This is a genomic window from Pseudohalioglobus lutimaris (assembly GCF_002866825.1).
Lineage (GTDB): Bacteria > Pseudomonadota > Gammaproteobacteria > Pseudomonadales > Halieaceae > Halioglobus > Halioglobus lutimaris.
The window spans coordinates 1-18066 of the sequence record NZ_PKUS01000041.1 but is presented as its reverse complement, the minus strand read 5'-3'; the positions used below and the strand labels follow the sequence as shown (position 1 = coordinate 18066).

Here is an 18066-nt window from a genome sequence, read left to right as displayed (position 1 = left end):
GTTTGAGACCTAGAATTCAGGTCCTACCGTAATATAGATCTGGAAAGAGTCCTCGGCATCGTCCAGCGGGAAGCCCACATCGATGCGTGCCAGCCCAACGGGTGAACGCCAGCGCAGGCCGAATCCAGCGCCCAGTTTTTCATCGATATCATCGAAATCGTTAAAGGCGTTACCCGCATCCAGGAAAACGGCGGCACTGAAGTTGCTGATGAACTCGTGTTCATATTCCACACTGGCAACGGCCAAGTGTTTGCCGCCGGTAATGGTGTCTGCCGCGAATAGTTCTTCAAAACCATAACCGCGTACGCTGCGTGCGCCACCGGCGCGAAATTCGAAATACTCGGGTACCTGGTTGAAGTTGATGCCCAGCGCGGTTTTGCTTTCTGCGTCTGTATAGCCCCAGGCAGAGCGCAGCAAAAGCCGGTTGCGGTCTCCTACCGGCAGTATATTCCAGGTGTTCAGCCGCGCTTGCCAGAAGCTGGTGTTGGAACCAAAGCTTTCCTCGGTGCCCAGCAATTCAAGGTTGTAGAAATCGCCGCGGCGAATGTACAGTGGATCGTCGCTGCGGCGAAAGTTAAGTTGCAGTCTTGGCACCAGGGCTTCGAAGTCCGGCGCCAGCGTGTTGTAGGCCTCTGGGCCGATAACGTCGATTAAGTCATCTTGCGAACGGGAGGGCAGGTTGCCGAATAGCACTTCGAAGACGTCATAGGTCTCACCTACCAAGCTGAGACCGATACTGTGCCGGAATTCGAATCCACTCCACTGGCGATTGGGCCTGTGCCAGATCAGCGAGGCGATGTTGGTCGCGATGCGGCTCTCTCCGCCCTCATCCAGATCCACTTCCTCGAATGTCAGGTCCTTGCTTTCGTGACGGGCGGCGATCTCCAGGCTGCCGCCGGATAAGGGGTCCAGCGGTATGGTGTAACTCGCATCGCCGGCCAGCCGCTGGCGCTCTTCTACTACAGAGCCGCCGAGGTTGAAGTAGTGACCGCGTTTGCCCACGTAGCGCCGGGTCCAGTCAAGCTGTACACCAAAGCCGTAGTCGGTGCCCCAGCCCAGGCGCCCCCGGTAGCGATTGGGCTTAAATGGAGTCAGTTGGATATGCAGTGGAATGGCCGGCCGTTCCGCATCGGCAGGTTCACCCGTTACGATCGTGACTTCGCGGAAGTGTCCGCTCTTGCTCAATGCGGTGCGCTGCCGGGAGATTGCTGCCGGGTCGAATGGTTGGCCCGGGGTGATCACCAGGTAGTGCTGCAGGTAGTCCGTTGCAAACTGGTTTTGCGCGAAAGTGATTGGCCCGAAGACATAGCCCGGGCCGGTGTCCACACGCAATGCGATGCGGGCGCTGTAGGTGGCCATATCAACCTCCACCTTATGCGCGGTAAACACCGCATCCAGATAGCCGAGGTTACGAAGTTGTTCCATCAACTCGCGCTTGGTGTGTTCATACCGCCGGTGGTCCAGGGTGGAATCCCGGCGCAGTGGGAAACCCTCTGACAGAGCCTGCACCTCGTCATTGTTCTGCCCCGCTCCGACTACTGTCAGTTGCATTTCGGCTATAGGTATTTTTTCGCCTGCATCTATTTGATAGCGGGCCCGCCAGTCCGGGCTGCTCTCGGTGGGGGGCTGTAGCAATGAGGTGATTTGCGGACGATAGTAGCCGAACGGCTCCAGCGCCCGGCTAATCTCCAGCTCGGCCTGGTCATGCAGTGCCTGGATGGTGGCCGCGTCGAGTTCCGGGTCCTGCTGGCGCCGGGCGATACTGAGCGAGGCGCGAACGTTATCACGGGCGACGCCCCGTAGTCCGTCTACTTGCACCTGCAGTGCTGCCTGGGCGCTGGTCTGCACGCAAAGCAGCAGTGCAAACAGCGCTGCAAGGACGGGTGCGATCGCCACGACGGATTGCTTACGGGAGCTATCAGCGTTCAAGGGTAAAGGTCACGTTGATGTTGTTGTCTGCTTCCCCGAGGTTGGCGCCCAGCCCATACCGCGGTGTAACGGTGAATAGCGAGTTGAACTCGCTGGTTTTTTCCACCATGTTGTAGCCGTAACCCACATAGATGCGCGGACTCACGTAGGTGCCCAGGCTGAGTACGCTGTCATCGGAGCGGGGCGAGCGACCGGTGAGCAGATAGGACTGGATCTCACTGGCTTCCAACTGCGGCCGGGAAAAGAGTTCCAGCACGGGCTGGGTCAACGGCCCGGTGACCGTGACACCTGCTGCTGTTACCTGCGGATCGTTGTCGATCCAGCGCACTGCGCGCAGGTTAAGTTCGGGCTCGGTAGCCGGGACTTTGGCAAAAATAATCTGGCCGTTCTCGATTTCCAGATCCTGTCCGAATGAGCGGAAGGTGCCCCCCGACAGTGTGAGCCTTCCGTCAGCAATTGGAATGACCCCGGCCTGTTCCGGCGTATTGGTGAACCTGACTGCCCCGGTAATCTGGCTGATGAACCCGACTGCATTGACGTTTACAGCATCGCCGAGCACAAAGTCGATCTGGCTGTCGATACGAAACGGGGCTGCCGTCTCCAGGATATCCTGTGGCGATTGTACTTTACGGTTGATGACGACAACGTCAGGAGAAGTTCTGATGGTCTGCACCGTCGATGCGGTGTCATCCTCTGCAGCGGAAAACGCCGCCGGGTTCAGCTCCAGTCTGGGGGTGATAGCCGCTTCCGGAACCGTGAGCTGTCCGCGTACTGACAGCATGTCATCGCGCCATTTCAGTGCGAGATCGGGAGACATCCACACCCGGGCATCAGGTGTGTCATAAAGCTTGAAGCGATCTCCGAGGATGTGCATGTCCAGGGTTCCCTCCAGCGGGCTGGCTGTCCCGGAAAGGTCCAGCCGCCCGCCACCGGAGCGCATGCCGCCGCTGAGGACCAACTGCCCCGCAGCGGTGGGCTTGCTGAGGGCGCGCAAGTCGATCTCTCTCAATTTTAGACCTGCGAGCGGGACATTGGCGGCACCGTTCTGCAGTGAGAGTTCACCTGTTATTGCGGGCCGTTGCACAGAGCCACCAAGATTGAGGTCGGCGTTGAGGCTACCGGCAAGTGACGCGACCTCGGGCACCAGGGCAGCGAAGCCGGCAATATCTGGCATTACCGCCTGGATGCGGCCGATGATCGGTTGCTGCTCAACCAGGGGCAGTGTCCTGAGAGCGGGCAGGGCGATGCTGGCGTCTAGACGCCCCTGTTCTGGTGCTGCGAGATCTGCCCTGGCGGTGAGGCCTTTATCGTTGATCTCTAAAGTGATATCGCCACCCGCGAAGGGCAGCGACTGCAGAGCCTGGTCCAGTTGAATGCGCACCTCGCCCGGGCTTAACTGCAGTGTTCCGTTCGCGCGCAGGGCGCCATTGGCAGCGACACTGCCCTGAACGTCCGCGGAGATATCTCCGGTCGCCTGCTCCAGGAACATATCCAGCGGTAACCCGTTCAAACTGGCCGACAACTGCATCGCCCCGTCTGCATTCCAGTTGCCGGTGGTGCACAGGGTACTGCCGACTGAGCGCTCGCCCAGGCAGGCCTGCGTCAGTGAAATATGCTCGCCGGCGAGCTGCAGGGACGCCGGCGCCGTCAGTTGCCAGTTGCCATAGTCAGCGGTAACCGCATCCACCGACTGCAAGTTGCCCACCCAGGCGAGTGCAGCGGTATCCAGGCCGCCGACGAGGCCGAGTTGCAGTTGTTCACTACCTGTGTCGGCGCTGAGATCGAGGCGGTGTTGTGCATTGGACCCGGCTACGCGCAGTTGCATGGTGTGAAACAAAGCCGTCTCACCGGCAGTGGCAGCCCCGGCGTCAATCGTCAGCTCAAGGGCATCCTCAGCGGCAAGTCCGGCCTGCACCCTGGCGGTGACTGAGGTCACAGACAGGTCATCCAGCTGCAGTTGCTGCGCTTTAAACTGTGCCGCCAGCAGAGGGGAGTTCGGGCTGCCGGTCAGCGTGCCGCTGGCGGATGCGACACCACTGGCACCGGGCAGGAACGTAGCGGGATGTGGCGCAGCCAACGTCCAGTCAATCATCAGGTCCTCTGCCGATAGCTGGCCACGGGCGCTGAGCTGGTTGCCATCGCTGCTGGCCAGGAGCTGCCTGAGCTCAACTGATTCACCGATTAAGCTGGCATCAGCGGTCAGCTGCAGGGGATAGTTCAATAAAAATCCTTCGAGGCGATGTAGAGCGACCTCGGCTTCAATGGGTGAATCGGCCCGCAAGCTGCCGTGGGTGTCCAGTGCAAGTGACAGCGTGCCGCTAACCGCCGGGTCCAGTTGAGCGGGATCAAGGTCGGTACCTGTCAGTTCCAGCTGCCAGCTCGGATAAGGTTGCCAGCTTACCGGACCGCTCAAGCGCAGCTCGCCGCCCAGCACCTGTCCCCTCAGGGCAGAGATCTGTAATTGCTGGAGGTCCCCGCTGCCGCTGAGCTGCCAGTTGCCCGGGGGAATGTCCTGGCCGGTCAACGCTGCGTTCATCTCGACCGCGAATGCCGCGCTGTTGCCAGTGACTGTCAGTTTCCCCGTCTCGCTGGAGACCAGGGTCGCAGTCGCAGCCAGCGGCCACTGCAGGTGCTGCCAGGCCAGTGTGGCTGCGACTACCGGTGATTCGCCTGACAGAGCCGAAATTTCTGCGCTCGACTCCAGCTGCAGATCGGTTTCCTCCAGTGCCAGCGTGAGGCGCGTTATATCCACTTTGTCGCTGGCCTGATCACCTCGCAACAGACCCATCGCCGTCAACGCGGCTGGTATCTGCGGGTCGAATGCGTCCAGTCCCCGGGCGTGCAACCGGTAATCCAGGTTGAAGCCGATGTTGTCGCTCCAGTCCAGACTGCCCTCAACATGTGCGTTCCCGTTAAGTGCAATGGCGTCGCCCTGCGCAGCTGCGTCTTCCTCGGGAGGCAGCAAAACGTTCCATTTTGCCTCCAGTGCCAGTGGCATACTGTTGCTCAGCTGTATGCGGCCCAGCAGCGATACAGCGCCCTCCGGCATGGCAACTGACAGCGAATGCAGAATGAGTGCATTGCCAGCCAGCTCGGTATCCAGTTCAAGTGTGTCGACACTGAGCACAGGTTCGCCTGCCGACTGTAATTGCAGCTTGCTCAGCGAGATGTTGCGCAGGGAGATGTCCAGGGGTAGCTGCAGGTCATCGGGCCTGAAAGCCTCAGTGGTCTCCTGGGGCTCCGTCTCGGTCAGGTTTACCTGTATGCTGTCGGCCTGTAGTTCAGTGACCAGCAGCTTGCCCTGCAGCAGGGCGGTTGGCTGCCAGTCAAGCGCCAGCGATCGAATCTCTGCGTCCAGGCCCGGTTGCGACACGCGCACGTTCTCCAGGCGCAAAGGCCCCAGTAGCGAGCCCTGAAGCCGCTGCCAACTTATCTCTTCCCCCAGCTGCTGTTGCAGCTGGCGGGCGAGAAATGCTGTGCCATTGTCAGTACCGGCTAAAGCCAACAGCATCATTGCAGCCAGTGCGGGGAGCGCCAACAGCAGTACCAGCAGCAGGGCCAGGCTGAATCTCAAAGCTTTAGACAAGGTTGTACTCGTTTGAGAAAGTCAATTATGTGCGCCGTCAAGTGTTGTCAGTCGGCGTGTTAGCAGCTAATTTGCCAGCTGTCCTCATATTAGTGAAAGGAACAGGTCGATGAAACAGCTAACCGGGCTTAGCGTACTTTTTCTTGGACTGAGTGCTCAGGCAGTAGCCGTAGAGTTCAACAAGGATGCGCTTAAGTCTATGCAACAGGAAGGTCACAAGATTGTGGCAGAGTCCCAGGGCGGAAAACAGTTCAAGACGCCCAACGGCCTGTGCCTTGATTACGCCGGCAAAGTGCTGATGGTGAAGAGCTGCAAGGGCAGCGGGAGCAGCCAGACCTGGCACTTCGATGATCAGGGCCGCCTCGTGGCCAGCGATGGCCGCTGTGTTGCCGGGGCCAATCTGGCCAATTGTGGCGGGGGTAACAACCAGAAGTGGGAATTCGATGACCAGGGACGTATCGCCGGTAGCAATGGCAAGTGCCTGCAAACTCAGGGTAATCCGGCTAAAAGCGGTGCCAAAGTGGTTGCGGCCGGGTGCAGCGCCGCGGCTAACCAGGTGTGGAAGTAACGCCATATCGGCCAGGTATTCCCTGAGCGGCCCATCTCGCTCCCTGGTGGTGCTAAAGTGATGCAAAGCGCACAGCCGACGCCCGCTACGCAGCCCGAATTGGCTGTCGCGTGCGGTCGTATAGTGTTTAGTGTTTCAAAAAATAATGAGTTAAACCGGCACTGACCGGACAGAAGGGGAAACAGATGAGTGAGTTGGAAAAGCGGAACCACCCTATGACGGCAGCTGAATTCACAGACGGTTTGATTCGCGTCAGCCTGATTTTGCTGATGGTGGTGGCCTCATTCAGGGTTTTCAGCCCTTTTATGAACCTGATGCTCTGGGCCCTGATTCTGGCGGTGACGATATACCCCACGCACCAGAAGCTGACGGCAAAGATGGGCGGCAAGCCGGGTCGAGCGGCCACAGTGATCGTACTGATTGCCCTGCTGATACTGGGCGTACCAATTGCCCTGATTGCTTCCTCACTTGCTGATCAGCTAACCAGCTCGGTGCAATCCTTCCGGGCGGGTACGCTTGAGCTGCGGGCGCCGAATGAGGCCGTGGCGGAGTGGCCGCTTATCGGCCAGCAGGTTTATGACCAGTGGAGTGCGGCATCCAGTAATTTGCCCGCGTTCATCGAGGCAAACAAGACGGCGATGGAGGCGCTGGCAGCCAGCGGCCTCGCCATGGCCCAAAGCACCGCGGGTGATGTGTTGACGTTTGTAGGTGCACTGATTGTCGCTGGTATCATGATGGCCTTTGGCACGCGGGGCAGTCAGGCGCTTTACGCCATTCTGAGCCGCCTGGCGGGTAAGGAGCAAGGCCCCAGGGTATACAACCTGGCAACGATGACCACACGCTCTGTGGCGGCTGGGGTGCTGGGAGTAGCGTTGATTCAGGCTATCCTGGCTGGAGTCGGGTTTATACTGGCGGGTGTGCCAGCGGCGGGTTTGCTGGCTTTCGCAGTGCTGCTTCTGGCCATTATGCAGCTACCGGCGATTCTGGTGATCCTGCCGGTGGTGCTCTGGCTCTGGAATGGTGGCGACTCAGGCACGGTAATGAACCTGGTGTGGACCGTTTACCTGGTGCTGGCGGCGCTCTCAGATAATATTCTCAAGCCGATGCTGTTGGGCAGAGGGGTGGACGCGCCCATGCCGGTTATTCTTATCGGTGCTCTGGGCGGCATGATTTCAACGGGCTTTATCGGGCTTTTTGTGGGTGCCGTTGTACTTGCTGTGGGCTACCAGGTATTCATGCAGTGGGTGGCCATGCAGGGTGATGAAGTCGAGACGGACAAAGAGGGCCCTGAGGCCGCGGAATGAGGCGTTTGCGCAAAGCCGCTGCGACCGTCTGCGCCGTTGTTTCCCTGCAGGCCTGTACCAGTCTGGGTCCCGATTATCAGGAACCCGATGTAGCATGGCTGCAGGAGTGGGAAACGGATCTCTACGGGCAGGCTATGACCAGGCTCCCGGACGAAGCTGAGGATCTCAGTTTCTGGTGGCAGGCGTTTAACGACCCCACACTTAACCAGTTGATCGAAACGTCGCGAAAAGAGAACCAGACCCTGCGCATAGCCGGCCTGGCTATTCTGGAGAGCAAGGCCTTGCTGGGCGTTGCCACCGGCAGTAGGTATCCGCAGGTGCAGCGTGCGACGGGCTCCTGGGCCAGGGTGGATAACTGGCCGACCGAGGGCGGTAACTCGGGAGATCGCTCGGGTTTCAATAGCTACAATGCCGGCTTTGATATTGGTTGGGAGCTCGATTTCTGGGGGCGGTGGCGACGCGGCATCGAGTCCGCTGATGCTGCATTCTTCGCCTCTGTCGCCAACCAGCAAAACGCGCAGGTGCTATTGGCTGCGCAGGTCGCGCAGGCCTATTATGCTTACCTCACAACGGCTCGCCAGATCGAGATTGCGCGGGAAAACGCCGCCCTGCAAGAGCGCAGCCTGGAAATCACCACCGCGCTGTATGAGAGTGGGCAGTCTGCTGAGCTGGACGTACAGCAGGCGAGCACACAATATCTTGCGACGCTCGCCAGTATCCCCGAACTGGAAATCAGCCTGCGACAGGTCGAGAATGCCCTGTGCGTTTTGCTGGCACGCTCCCCCGGCGACTTACCCGAATTGGCAGGCGCCGCGACAGAACTGCCTGCATTAAACCCCGTTTTCATAAATGCTTTTCCCGCCACTCTGCTGATGCGGCGCCCCGATATTCGCAGCGCAGCCTGGACCGTCGCCGCGCAGTCTGCACAGATCGGGGTGGCCAGGGCTGACCTGTACCCTTCCATCTCCCTGTTTGGCAGCATTGGCTGGTCCGGTAATTCACTGGATGCCACCACGGATACGCTGAGCACCGGAATTGGCCCCAGCTTCAGCTGGAACTTATTCAACTATGGTCGCATTGAGAACAATGTGCGTATCCAGGACGCACGTTTGCAGCAGGCCATTGAAGCCTATCAACTGACCGTGCTCGCGGCGGCATCAGAAATCGACAACGCCGCCATCAGTATTGTGAAAACCAAAGACCAGCAGGACATCCTCGCCGGCGCACTGCAGGCGGCAGAGCGCTCCCTGACGCTTTCCACCAAGCGCTATCAAGAGGGTTACTCCGATTTTCAGCGCGTATTGTCGGCCCAGCAGGCACGCGCGGCCCGTTCCGCCAGTTACGTGGCGAACCAGGGTGCTCATATCAATTCGGTTATTGCCTTTTACAGGGCACTGGGTGGTGGTTGGCAGCCAGCCAGTGCAGACGACCTGGTTCCAGAAAGTATTCGCGCCGTCATGGAAGAGCGCACGGACTGGGGCGGTATGCTGGATGAACCGATTGAGGTTCCCGTTCAATGATTACAAGGGTCCACAGCGATGAGTGAAGCAGAAGTGAACACCGATACTGCCGGGCCGCAAGCTGCGGCGGAAGACGAGGCGCCCAAAACGGTCAAGCGCGGCGGTGTTGTCATCGCCATTCTTATTCTGTTGAGTTTGAGCTGGTACCTGGCAGCCGATCGATTCACGCCCTACACGACGCAGGCGAGGGTGCAAGCCTATGTGGTGGGTGTTGCGCCGCAGGTCTCGGGTTATGTAGTGGAAGTAAATGTAGAAAATAACCAGCAGGTGGAGGCAGGTGAACAGCTATTCCGTATCGACACAAGCCAATACGACATTGCACTCGCCAAGGCCCATTCTGACTATGAAAACGCGTTGCGCCAGGTCGATGCCGGTGATGCCGGAGTGGAAGCGGCACGAGCAAATTTGCGCTCTGCCCAGGCAAACCTGGTAAAAGCCGAGAAAGATACGTCTCGACTGGAGCGCCTTTACAAGGAGGACCCCGGGACTATCTCCACGCGTCGTCTTGAGGTTTCCAGGGCCACGCTTGATCAATCCCGGGCAGCGGTGTCAGCCGCGGAGGCTGCTATTGCACAGGCCATCGAGGCCAAGGGTGGTGCTTCTGACGAGGAAACCAATACTATACTGAGAATTGCTCGCACCGCAGTAGAGAAGGCGGAACTTGATTTACAGCGTACGGTAGTCACAGCCTCCTCGCGTGGGGTGATTACCGACCTGCGCACGGATATTGGCATGTTCGCCGGTGCCGGCGGTCCACTTATGACTATGGTTTCGTTTCACGATGTCTGGGTACAGGCGGAGTTTACCGAGAATAACCTGGGTAACATGCAGCCCGGCACCCCCGTGGAAATCATTTTCGATGTGTTGCCCGGGAAGGTGTTTGCGGGGGAAATTGGTAACCTTGGGCTGGGTATAAGTGCGTCGCAACCGCCGCCACCCGGCACCCTGCCCAGTATAAGTAACAACCGTGACTGGCTAAGGCAGGCACAGCGCTTCCCGGTGGTCGTTCGCTTCCCTGTAGACCAGGACCCCGACCTGCGCCGTAACCTGCGGGTGGGTGGTCAGGCGTCTGTTATCGCCTACAGCGAATCGTCCTGGCTCACTGCGGTGCTGGGCAAGCTGTATATCCGCATAATGAGCGTGTTTGCTTACGCATACTAGCGCTCAGATGCATATTGCCGCCAAGCGTGTCTTCCGCCTCAGCCTGACAGTGGCATTGTCGCTGGCGGTCGCTTACGGCAGCGCGCAAACGATGCCCTTTATGGCACCGCTGTTTGCCTTCATCCTGGGAGCGGCCCCCAGGCCGCCCATGGGCCCCAAGGGGCTGCTGGGCCTGCTGTTGGCACTGTGTGTGATGCTCAGCAGCGGCCTATTGCTGATTCCGATGTTACTGCATTATCCGGTAACGGCGTTGCTGGTCGCACTTTGCGGCTTGTTTTTTGCCAACTATGTGACGCTGCACCTGGGAAAGCCCCAGGTGGGCGTCCTGCTCACGATAGGCGTCACCCTGATCTCCGCCATGGGGTTGATGGGCTACGGCATCGCGGTGCTGCTGATCAAGGCGATGTGTATCAACATCGCAGTGGCAGTATTATGTCAGTGGCTGGTCTACCCCTTGTTTCCAGAGGAGGGTCCGACGCCCGCACCCCCACCGCCGCCCAGGCCCTTGCAGTCCAGCTGGTTGGCGCTGCGTGCGACACTGATTGTGTTTCCCAGTTATCTCCTGGTGTTAAGTAACCCCGCCATGTACGCACCTATCATCATGAAGTCCGTTGCACTGGGCCAACAGGTGTCCGAGACGGATGTCAGGTCAGCGGGCAGAGAGCTTTTAGGGTCTACGCTGATGGCGGCGCTACTGGCTATCATCATGTGGTACTGCCTCAAGTTACTGCCGAACCTCTGGATGTTCTTTCTCTGGACGCTGGCGTTCAGCGTATTTATTGTGGCCCGGGTTTACGGCGTGGCAAAGACCCGTTACTCCCCTGGCTTCTGGTCCAATGTGCTGATCACGCTGCTGATATTTATCGGGCCCGCAGTGGGCGACACTGAGTCGGGTAAAGACCCATACAAGGCATCCGCCGTGCGCCTTGGGCTTTTTGTTGGCGTTACTCTTTATGCCTGGTTGACGCTGGTATTCCTGGATTGGTTGCGAGAGCGCCAGGAGAGCCGGCAGCAAGCTTTGCCAGGCGCAGAGACTGAATGATGATCGTCAATATGTTAATAGGGCTGGCGAGAAATGTGCTTGTCGAAGGGTTGGATTGGCTCAGGCGCGATGCATTATCAATGCTGACCTGCAGTGCCTGAATGGTTTGTTCAGAGAGCTGAAATTGATTGGGAAGTAATGTATGCAACTCGAAAAGCGTTTCCCTGACCAGCGTGCTTTTATCACTGGCGCGGCAAGTGGCCTGGGGCTGGAAATATGCCGGCAATTGGCAGGGAGAAAGTGGAAGCTTTTTATTGCGGATATCAACGCACAGCGGTTGAGCGAGGTGGAAAACCAGCTCATTGAACTGGGCGCCGAAGTTATTGTTCGGGTGCTGGATGTCACCCGCCCCGAGGACCTGGAAGCGGCTTGCGGCGAGGTTGAGCAGGCCTGGGGTGGTGTTGACCTGGTGTTTAACAACGCCGGCATTGCGGTGGCGGGTGAACTGAATGAGGTGGCCCTGGAAGACTGGCATCGGGTGATAAACGTGGACTTGTGGGGAGTGATTCACGGCTGCCGGGCTTTCGTACCCTTGCTGAAAAAGCAGGGTGCGGGCCATATCATTAACACTGCCTCCAGCGCCGGCACCTTGTCCGCGCCGGAAATGGGACCGTATAACGTGGCCAAGGCGGGGGTAATCTCTCTGTCGGAAACGTTGCGGGTTGAACTCTCGCGATCTAGCGTCGGCGTGACGGTGGTATGCCCGACGGTATTCGCCAGCTCCCTCGGCGAGAGCTTTGGTGAGAGCACCCGTGGAGAACAGATGCTGCATAAGCAGTTGAACCAATCCAGGGTCACCGCGCGAGAGATCGTTGAGGATGTGCTCAAGGCCGTGGAGCGAGAGCGTTTATATGTGATGACGCAGCCGGATGCCCGCTGGGGCTGGCGGATGAAACGCTTGTTTCCGGAGTATTTTGCCAGCTCGTTGGGCCGCATGTACCGCGACCGTAAAGGTATCTTCTCCGAGGACAAGTTCTAAAGACGGGGCTTCGCATGTTAATGGCGTCTGGCTTTTACCAGGCGATACGCATCTAAGCAGGAGGCATATTCTATGCAAGAGTTTGACGGAAAGACCGCGGTCATCAGTGGTGGCGCAGAGGGCATTGGGCTCAACCTGGCGCGCACCCTGGGGGCTGCAGGTATGAATATTGTGCTGGCTGACATCGAAGCGGCGCCGCTGGCAGCCGCTGAAAAGGTACTGCAGGAAGCGGGAATACCTGTGCTTGCGGTGGAAATGGATGTTGCCTTGTTCGAGGATTGGCAGCGCACCGCGCAAGCGGCTACCGAGCGTTTTGGCGCTGTGCATGCGCTGGTTAACAATGCCGGGGTAAGTGGTGGCATAGGCGCGATTGAAACACTTGACGACCCCGGTTGGCGCTGGACGATTGATGTGAACCTCATGGGCGTGGTGTATGGCGCCAACGTGTTTGTACCGCTGATGAAGCGGCATGGAGAACAGTCCTGGCTGATCAATGTTGCATCCATGGCCGGTATGGCCGGTGCGCCGTTGGGCGGAGCCTATACCGCGACCAAGGCTGCTGTGGTCGCGCTCGCGGAAGCCTGGTTCGAAGAGTTGAAGGGGGAGAATATTCAGGTGTCGGTACTGGCGCCGGCGTTTGTTAAGACCCGTATCCACCAGTCCTACCGTAACCGCCAGCCGCGCTACGCCACCGATGTCGCCCCCACGCCCGACGTGTTCAAGATCGCCAAGGTAACCACCGAGGCAGTGAATAACGGTATAGATGTGGAGATTGTTGGCAAGCGTGTGGTGGAGGCCATGAAGGCCGGTGAGTTGTATATCTTCACCCATCCCAGTTACCGGGTGGTGACCGACCACCGCAGCGCAGTGATTGCCGATGCCTTCGACAAGGCAACGGCAAGCCCGGAGTTGCAGGGTGTGCTAAACGAGAAGTTAATCTCGTTTGCGGATTAATCCGCATCGCTGATGCCTTGGTTCCAGCGTTATCAACCTGCAAAACCACAAGAAATTAAATAGGTGAAGAAAAGATGAAAGAGAGCAGAGAGTTTGATGTCATTGTCTATGGCGCCAGCGGCTTTACCGGGCAGTTGATAGCGGAGTACCTGAATCAACGTTATGGCGTGGGTGGGGACTTGCGCTGGGCACTTGCCGGGCGCAATGCTGACAAAATTAGCCAGGCCGCGATTGCTTCCGGCCTGCCGGAGAAACTGACGGTGATTGCAGCCGATTCAGCCGATAAAGCTGCCCTGGCAGAGATGGTTGCGCGAACGCGGGTTATGCTGACCGCTGTCGGCCCGTATCAATTATACGGTTCTGCCCTGCTGGAAGCGTGCGCCGTTGCTGGTACCGATTACGTTGACCTCTGTGGCGAGACCAACTGGATGCGTGAGATGGTCATTGCACACTCGGCAGCGGCGCAAGCGTCCGGTGCGCGTATCGTTTTCTCTTGTGGCTTCGACTCAATCCCCTTTGATCTGGGTGTCTACTACTTGCAGCAGGTCGCGAAGGAAAAGACCGGCTCGGTGGTGAAAGATGTGAAAGGCAGAGTGCGGAAGATGAAAGGTCACGCATCCGGCGGTACCGTGGCAAGCATGAAGGCGACCATGGCAGCCGCGATGAAAGACCCGGCCATACTGGAGCAGCTCAAGAACCCTTATTGTCTGGTGCCTGGCTTTGAAGGTGTGCCCCAGCCCGCTAGCCACAAGCCCACTTACGACGAGGAGATCGGCAGTTGGGCAGCCCCCTTTATCATGGCGCAAATTAATATGCCCAACGTGCACCGCTCAAACGCGTTGCTGGGCCACGCTTACGGTGAGGACTTCACCTATACAGAAATGCTGCTCACCGGTCCCGGTGAAAAAGGTGAGTCGATTGCCAATTCGATGGCAGAGCCCGGCATGACCTCCGGGGACAAGGAGCCTCAACCGGGAGAAGGACCCAGTCGCGAAGAGCAACTGGCCGGTTTTTACGACATCCTCTTCCAGGGTGAGAGCGCCGGCGGTGAGACGGTTGCCGTATCGGTAGCCGGTGATCGTGATCCGGGCTATGGCTCCACGTCGCGGATGATTGCTGAAAGTGCGGTAGCCCTGGCATGCGATGATATCGTCACGCCAGGCGGAATCTGGACGCCCGCGGCAGCGATGGGCGACCCGTTGATCAAGCGTCTTGTGGATAACGCAGGACTGGTGTTCAAGACAGAGTAGGGAAGGGTAATGAGCGACGCGATAGAGTTCACCGTTAATCGGCAACAATTTGCGAAGACCGGATTAAACGAGGCCGCAGCGCCGGATGCGGCGAGCCTGCGGGAAGGCGAGGTGCTGTTGCGCGTTGACCGCTTCGCGCTCACCGCGAATAACATCAGTTACGCTGCGACCGGCGAACTCCTGCGGTACTGGGAGTTTTTCCCGGCCGGAGAAGGCATGGGTATTATCCCTGTCTGGGGCTTTGCCGATGTGGCCGCCAGCAAATGTGAGGGTATAGACCCGGGCGAGCGCGTGTATGGATATTTTCCCATGGCCACGCACCTTGTCGTTATCCCCGGGAATGTGTCTTCCGGAAGCTTTATAGACGCCAGCGAACATCGCGCTTCGCTGGCAATAATCTATAACCAGTATCTGCGCTGCGCCCATGACCCGCTGTACACGAAAGCTACGGAAGCACTGCAGATGTTGCTGCGTCCATTGTTTACCACTTCATTCCTGCTGGACGACTTTCTTGAAGATAATGACTTTTTTGCTGCTGAAACGGTTTTACTGACCAGCGCGTCCAGTAAAACGGCTCTGGGCATGGCCTATCTCCTGCACGCCAACCGCGCGAGCAGAGAGCGCGATTATGAGGTTGTGGGACTGACATCTGTTGGAAATCGGGCATTTGTCGAGGGGCTGGGCTGCTACGATCGTGTACTGTGCTATGACGAGCTGGAGAGTCTCGACGCTGCCAGGGCAGCGGTTGTTGTCGATTTCGCCGGCGACGGAGAACTGCTGGCAGGTGTGCATGATCACTATGCGCAGCAGCTGCGCTGCAGCTGCCTGGTCGGTGCCTCGCACTGGGAAAAGCTGGGTGGCGCGACGCAGCCGTTAACAGGCCCTGAGCCGGTGATGTTTTTTGCCCCAACGCAGGCCGAGAAGCGCATCGGTGAATGGGGTGCTCCCGATTTCCAGCGCAAGCTTGCGCAGGTGTGGGGGGAGTTCACTGTTTTCGTGAATGGATGGATGCGGATTGAGACCCATCTGGGCGTGTCCGCGACGGAGCACGTGTACCAGGAAGTGCTGGCGGGTCGGGTGCGCCCTGACTGCGGTCATATTGTTTCGCTCTGGAACACCTGAATCGCTGACCGGTAAGGCCATGGTCTGCAGTTTGTGCATGTTCTAGACTGTGGGCTTAATCAATGACAAGAGCAGTTTCATGTCTTTCGTTAACGTGGAAAAGCCCAGGCCAGGCGTTTGCCTGATCACCCTTAATCGACCAGAGCGCATGAACGCCATGGCCTTCGATGTCATGGTGCCCTTCAAGGAAGCTCTGGAACAGGTCAGCTTTGATAATGACGTGCGCGTGGTAATCGTCACGGGAGCCGGCGAGGGTTTCTGTGCAGGTGCGGACCTGGAGGACCCGGGTTGGCTGGATATTTTTAACGGGCTCACGGTGCCGGGCATTGCCCGACGCGCCATGAAGATACTCGATGACGTGATCAAGACGATTCACGATATGCACCAACCCGTCATCGGCGCGATCAATGGCCCTGCCATTGGTGGCGGTTTCTGCCTCGCCATGGCGACTGATATCCGCGTCGCCTCCGACAAAGCCTATTTTCGCCCCGCCGGCATCAACAACGGACTGACCTCCGCTGAGCTGGGTTTGAGCTACCTGCTACCCCGGGCAATCGGCACCAGTCGGGCCTTCGAAATCATGCTCACCGGTCGCGATGTCGGAGCACAGGAGGCGGCAAACCTGGGAATCGTGTCGAAGTCTGTGGAGCCTGGTCAGCTGCTGGACGAGTGCTACCGGATAGCCGAGCGCATCTGCGGCTTCAGCCAGCTTGGCGTTGAGCTCAGCAAGCAGATGTTATGGGCGGGAGTGGATGCGGGTAGCCTGCATACTCACATGAACCACGAAGGCCACGCCCAGCTCTTCCTGCGCATGACCACGCAGAATTTCGAAGAGGCCATCAAGGCACGCAAGGAAGGGCGTCCACCGGATTACAAAGACTGACCGGTTGCAATCGGTCTGCTTGATCACCGCAAAGCTCCAACCCCTCCAGCTGTATTGGCCACAAGCGTTTAAAACAGTTCGCCCAGGACTTTGCTGCCTTGCTGCTCTGGCATGGCCAGGGCGATGCCGTAACGATCCATCATGCTGATGCCACCGTCTGGCGTGCGCGTGCAACTAACCCGCAGATGCCTTTCACCCCTGGGGTGCACGCTGAACGTCATAACCGGTTCCCGCACTGAGGCTTTGCCGATGACGCGTACATGGGTATCAGCACCGTAGACCGCTGTCAGTTGTGTTTTGCACTCTGCCACTTGCTGGCCCTGCTCGCTGCCTGCGTGGGCCGCGCTTGTTGTCGCCAGAACCAATCCCATTGCCAAACTCGCCGTTACATTTTTCATCTTCGCACTCCTTTATTTGTGGTGCGAGGTTGATACTAGGCGTGTCCGTTTGTGATTAAAATATCCGTTTATGAATCGAAGGGGTGCAATTATGGGCACCCCGGGGCAGGCTCAGGCGGTTCTGCTGTCCAGATGGAGGCGCAGTTGGATAAATTCGTCGGCGATAACCTCCCGCAAGGCCCGCAGTCGTGCGCTGAGTCGAAGGTCTTTATGGGTCAGCACCCAGATATCTGAATGGTGCACGGTGATGGCGCCGGGGACCTGTACGATCTCATCATGGTCAGTTGCAAACAAACAGGGCATGAAAGCCATACCCATCTTTGCCCTTACCGCCCCCACCACCAGTGACAGGTCCAGGATAGCGTGGCGTACAGGGTTGTCAGGTAAGTTTGTGTGCTTGAGCCACTCCTCTTTTTGCCCGGCAGGCGCTTTGCCTATCCACTGTAGGTGGGAGACATCCTCGGGGTTGTCCTCGCGAAGCAGGTCGCGGTGTACATAGGTGCTGGCAGAAAGGGGAGAGAGGTGGCGGCCAATCAAGTAATCAGGCGGTTTGGTACCAGCGGGCATAACGCGAACCGCAATATCTGCTTCCCGCCTGCTCAGATCGAGTGCCTCTGTGCTGGCGGAGATTTCCAGTTCAATCCCGGGATACTCCTGCGCAAATTGCGCCAGCCGCTTCATCAACCGGCCCATAACCTCGCTGTCTGGCAGTGTTACGCGGATTGGGCCTTCCAGGTGCTGGTCTTCACCGTGAACACGACGTTCCGCTGCGAGGATCAGCTCTTCGATATGCTCGGCCGTAGGCAGCAACTGTTCAGCTGCAGCGGTCATTCGGTAGCCGTCAGGTGTGCGGTCAAACAGATGGGTTTTCAGTGCGCCTTCAAGGTCATCGAGACGCCTGGTGACGGTTGACTTACTGACACCTAAAACCTGCGACGCACTTTTGGCAGAGCCCTTGCGCGCCAGCGCTAAAAATACCTTGATGTCATCCCAATCCATGCTGGCCTCGCTAGTGATTCACTGAGGCAGTTTGAGGTAGCGCTGTAGTCCGTGCAAGTGGGGGGCAGGGGGCCTGCGCCGGACCACGACACCCCTTAACCTAAATTACTGCGAGACTGTCTTGACTCGCGGCCTGGAAATAAGGAAAATTCGCGCCTCGTTGGGGTGTCGCCCCGATAAATGATTGTGGCTACGTAGCTCAGCTGGTTAGAGCACAGCATTCATAATGCTGGGGTCGGTGGTTCAAGTCCACCCGTAGCTACCAATTTTTCTCTTCAAAAACAGCAACTTACAGGTCGATCAAACCAAGGCTCTTCCCCATTAAGGGGGGATGCACCGATATTCACTAAACCCGGTTAATGATACCGTCC

General features: G+C 58.3%; 14 protein-coding genes and 1 tRNA gene. 11 read left to right on the top strand and 4 right to left on the bottom strand.

Annotated features, from left to right (window positions below):
* Nucleotides 1-9: 9 nt before the first annotated feature.
* Both C0039_RS19250 and C0039_RS19245 read right to left on the bottom strand, forming a co-directional pair.
* Complete coding sequence (locus C0039_RS19250) at nucleotides 10-1896, bottom strand: autotransporter assembly complex protein TamA (RefSeq protein ID WP_101519002.1); 1887 nt, start codon at nucleotides 1894-1896, stop codon at nucleotides 10-12.
* A gap of 22 nt (nucleotides 1897-1918) precedes the next feature.
* Complete coding sequence (locus tag C0039_RS19245) at nucleotides 1919-5515, bottom strand: translocation/assembly module TamB domain-containing protein (protein WP_101519001.1); 3597 nt, start codon at nucleotides 5513-5515, stop codon at nucleotides 1919-1921.
* A 109-nt stretch (nucleotides 5516-5624) separates the two neighbouring features.
* On the opposite strand from C0039_RS19245, the gene C0039_RS19240 reads away from it, so the two are divergent.
* The 10 genes from C0039_RS19240 (at nucleotide 5625) to C0039_RS19195 (ending at nucleotide 16298) form a co-directional block, all read left to right on the top strand.
* Nucleotides 5625-6083: an RICIN domain-containing protein gene (locus C0039_RS19240; RefSeq protein WP_101519000.1), complete on the top strand. Its 459-nt coding sequence runs from the start codon at nucleotides 5625-5627 to the stop codon at nucleotides 6081-6083.
* Nucleotides 6084-6268: 185 nt separating this feature from the next.
* Nucleotides 6269-7387, top strand: a complete 1119-nt coding sequence (locus tag C0039_RS19235; protein WP_243391671.1) for an AI-2E family transporter — start codon at nucleotides 6269-6271, stop codon at nucleotides 7385-7387.
* Nucleotides 7384-8907, top strand: a complete 1524-nt coding sequence (locus C0039_RS19230; RefSeq protein WP_101518999.1) for an efflux transporter outer membrane subunit — start codon at nucleotides 7384-7386, stop codon at nucleotides 8905-8907. The genes C0039_RS19235 and C0039_RS19230 overlap by 4 nt, the downstream gene beginning before the upstream one ends.
* An 18-nt stretch (nucleotides 8908-8925) precedes the next feature.
* A complete protein-coding gene (locus C0039_RS19225) occupies nucleotides 8926-10068 on the top strand; it encodes an HlyD family secretion protein (RefSeq protein ID WP_101518998.1) in 1143 nt (380 codons plus the stop codon).
* Nucleotides 10052-11110 carry a DUF2955 domain-containing protein gene (locus C0039_RS19220; RefSeq protein ID WP_243391670.1) on the top strand — a complete coding sequence of 353 codons (1059 nt, stop codon included), beginning with the start codon at nucleotides 10052-10054 and terminating at the stop codon, nucleotides 11108-11110. Before C0039_RS19225 ends, C0039_RS19220 begins: the two co-directional genes overlap by 17 nt.
* A 142-nt stretch (nucleotides 11111-11252) precedes the next feature.
* Nucleotides 11253-12089 (top strand): SDR family NAD(P)-dependent oxidoreductase, encoded by an 837-nt coding sequence (locus tag C0039_RS19215; protein ID WP_075998756.1) that lies wholly within the window; start codon nucleotides 11253-11255, stop codon nucleotides 12087-12089.
* A 72-nt stretch (nucleotides 12090-12161) separates the two neighbouring features.
* Nucleotides 12162-13043 (top strand): SDR family NAD(P)-dependent oxidoreductase, encoded by an 882-nt coding sequence (locus C0039_RS19210; RefSeq protein ID WP_075998755.1) that lies wholly within the window; start codon nucleotides 12162-12164, stop codon nucleotides 13041-13043.
* A gap of 74 nt (nucleotides 13044-13117) precedes the next feature.
* The gene (locus C0039_RS19205) at nucleotides 13118-14293 is read left to right on the top strand and encodes a saccharopine dehydrogenase family protein (RefSeq protein ID WP_075998754.1); all 1176 of its coding nucleotides are present in this window, start codon (nucleotides 13118-13120) and stop codon (nucleotides 14291-14293) included.
* 9 nt (nucleotides 14294-14302) lie between these two features.
* A complete protein-coding gene (locus tag C0039_RS19200) occupies nucleotides 14303-15415 on the top strand; it encodes a DUF2855 family protein (protein ID WP_101518996.1) in 1113 nt (370 codons plus the stop codon).
* Nucleotides 15416-15494: 79 nt separating this feature from the next.
* Nucleotides 15495-16298, top strand: coding sequence for an enoyl-CoA hydratase (locus C0039_RS19195; protein ID WP_101519017.1), 804 nt, complete (start codon nucleotides 15495-15497; stop codon nucleotides 16296-16298).
* A 68-nt stretch (nucleotides 16299-16366) separates the two neighbouring features.
* Here the strand turns inward: C0039_RS19195 and C0039_RS19190 are convergent, their stop codons facing one another.
* Nucleotides 16367-16696 carry a hypothetical protein gene (locus C0039_RS19190; protein ID WP_075998752.1) on the bottom strand — a complete coding sequence of 110 codons (330 nt, stop codon included), beginning with the start codon at nucleotides 16694-16696 and terminating at the stop codon, nucleotides 16367-16369.
* 111 nt (nucleotides 16697-16807) lie between these two features.
* The gene (locus C0039_RS19185) at nucleotides 16808-17695 is read right to left on the bottom strand and encodes a LysR family transcriptional regulator (protein ID WP_101518995.1); all 888 of its coding nucleotides are present in this window, start codon (nucleotides 17693-17695) and stop codon (nucleotides 16808-16810) included.
* 188 nt (nucleotides 17696-17883) lie between these two features.
* Between C0039_RS19185 and C0039_RS19180 the strand changes: the two genes are divergently transcribed.
* A tRNA-Met gene (locus C0039_RS19180) sits at nucleotides 17884-17960 on the top strand.
* Nucleotides 17961-18066 lie beyond the last annotated feature (106 nt).